The following is a 2,701-nucleotide window of genomic DNA, read 5'->3' on the forward strand; positions in this document are numbered from 1 at the left end:
CCGCGACCAGCGACAGCCCGGCCCACATGGCCCGGCGGAAGCCCTGGGACCGGCGGTGCTGGGCCACGTCGACGCCCAGCAGGTCGTCCTTGGCGCGGGCGTGAAGGGGCGCCGCCAGCGTGGCGACCGCGTCCTGGAAGACCGGGTCCCGCAGGCTCAGCCGGCTGGGCGGCAGCTCCAGGTCGACCCACTGCGGCTCCTCGGTGAACCAGCCGCTCAGCGCATGGGGCAGGGCCGTGGTCCGGTCCCAGTCGAAGTCGCCGGCGACGTCGTCCCAGACGATCTGGCCGCCCGTGCGCACGATCAGGACCGGACGCCGGGGTGTGACGCGCCGCCACTGCTCCACCTCGCGCCCCACCCAGCGGGACCCGGCCGCGCCGGGTGAGGCGACGAGGATCAGGAAGCGCGAGCCGTCCAGCGCCCGCCGGATCGTGCTCCACAGCCCGTCGGCCGGGTCCAGGGCGCGCCGGTCGCAGAAGACCCGCAGCGCCCGGAGCCGGTTCCACGGCCGCGCGAACAGGTGCAACGCGTCGCGCAGGGCGGGGCCGACCGGACCGTCCGCGTCATGGCTGTAGGAGACGAACGCGTCGTAACCACCGTCAGGCACGTCACCAATATACGGAATTGCCCCTTTGGGCCCAGGCGCGACTCACCGCGGCACGGCCGGCACCAGCACCTCGCTCATGTCTCCCTCGCGCCACTGCGCGAGCAGCCGGTGGAACGCCACGGGCCCCGGGCTGTACGACGTCGGCGCGCCGCCCTTCCGCGTTCCCTCGCCGTTGTAGTACCCCGGCGTGCACGCGGCCAGGAACGCCGAGCTGTCCTGGCCTGCCCCTGCCTCCGCGATGGTCGCGGCCCAGGCGTCCTGCGCCGCTTCCGTGGGCTCGACGTACCGGGCCCCGGTCTTGGCGGCCCGGGCGACGACGGCGGCGATGTGCGTGGCCTGCTCGGACAGGATGTGCACGAAGTTCACCGAGTTGGCGTTCTGCACCCCGCCCAGGTGGAACAGGTTGGGGAACCCGTGGGTGTAGAAGCCGTGCAGCGTGCGCGGCCCGCGCGCCCACGCACCCAGCAGGGTCGCGCCGCCCCGCCCGTGCACGGGCAGCGTGCCCGACACGACGCCCGAGACGCCCACCTCGAACCCCGTGGCGAAGACGACGCAGTCCACCTCGAGCTCCTGGTCGCCCACCACCACCGAGTTCTCGGTCATCCGGGTGACGCCCCCGTGGTCGGCGGTGTCCACCAGCGTCACGTTCGGCCGGTTGAACGCCTGCAGGTACTGGTCGCTGAACCCGGGCCGCTTGCACATGTACCGGTACCAGGGCTTGAGCGCCTCGGCGGTGGCCGGGTCCTCGACGACCTCGTCCACGCGGGCGCGGATCTGGTTCATCTTGGCGAAGTCGGCCAGCTCGTCGAGCCGCTCGCGCTCGGCCGGGTCGACGGTCGTGTCCACCGCGCCCGTGATCATCTTGCGCTGCAGCCGCGCCGTGCCGGTCCAGCCGTCACGCGTCAGGTCCTCCGCGACGTCCTCGCCCGCGAGGATCGCCAGGAAGTTGTCCATCCGCTCCTGCTGCCAGCCCGGCTTCAGCCCGGCCGCCCACTCCGGGTCCGTGGGCCGGTTGTCCCGCACGTCCACCGACGACGGCGTGCGCTGCAGCACGTACAGGTGCGCGGCGTCCCGGGCCACGTGCGGGATGGCCTGCAGGCCGGTCGCCCCGGTGCCGATCACGGCCACGCGCTTGTCGGCGAGGCCGGTCAGGCCGCCGTCCGCCGTGCCGCCCGTGTAGCCGTAGTCCCAGCGGCTGGTGTGGAACGTGTGCCCGCGGAAGTCCTCGATCCCCGGGATGCCGGGCAGCTTGGCCTGCGACAGCGTGCCGGAGGAGACCACCACGTGCCGGGCCCGCATCGCGTCGCCGCGGTCCGTGCGCACCAGCCACTCGTCGGCGCCCTCGTCCCAGGTCAGCTCCGTGACGCGCGTGTGGAAGACGGCGTCCCGGTACAGCCCGTAGTGCTCGGCGATCCGCACGGCGTGCTGCCGGATCTCCTCGCCGGGCGCATAGCGCCACTTCGGCAGATAGCCCGTCTCCTCCAGCAGCGGCATGTACACGTACGACTCGATGTCGCAGTGGATTCCCGGGTACCGGTTCCAGTACCAGGTGCCGCCGAAGTCGCCGGCCTCGTCCATCATCCGCAGCGACTCCACCCCCACCTCACGCAGCCGCGCACCGGTGACCAGGCCGCCGAACCCGCCGCCCACGACCAGCACCTCGACGCGGTCGGTCAGCGGCTCGCGCTCGGTGCGCGCGGTGTAGGGATCCTTCGCGTAGTACCCGAACTCCCCCGCCGCCCGACGGTACTGCGCCAGGCCGTCGGGCCGGATCCGCCGGTCGCGCTCCTGGCGGTACCGCTCGCGCAGGGCGTCGGCCTCCGAGGTGGTGAGGAATCCATCAGTGCTGGTCAGGTGGGACAAGGAGGGCCTCTCGTCAGCAGGTCGGCGGGTTTCCCCCGCCGACCACATGAAAACGTACATTGATGTACGTTTTCAACCCCTGCTCCTGTGGCGTCCCGCACCGCGCCTCCCGTTACTCTCGGCGCATGGCGGTCGAACGAGCAGTCGAGCGGAGCGGCGAACCGACCCGGCGCGACGTGGCACGCAACCGCGAGCTCCTCGTGGCGGCCGCCCGCCGCGCCTTCGCGCGGC

General features: G+C 72.7%; 2 protein-coding genes. Both read right to left on the reverse strand.

The features are described from left to right. A partial coding sequence (locus PROKR_RS28550) for a TIR domain-containing protein (protein WP_036970834.1) occupies positions 1-607 on the reverse strand: 607 nt, incomplete at its 3' end. Between the two features lie 42 nt (positions 608-649). Then, on the reverse strand, positions 650-2,470 hold the full coding sequence (locus PROKR_RS28555) for a flavin-containing monooxygenase (RefSeq protein WP_157602834.1): 1,821 nt from the start codon (positions 2,468-2,470) through the stop codon (positions 650-652). Positions 2,471-2,701 lie beyond the last annotated feature (231 nt).

Source organism: Promicromonospora kroppenstedtii DSM 19349, from assembly GCF_000515355.1.
Lineage (GTDB): Bacteria > Actinomycetota > Actinomycetes > Actinomycetales > Cellulomonadaceae > Promicromonospora > Promicromonospora kroppenstedtii.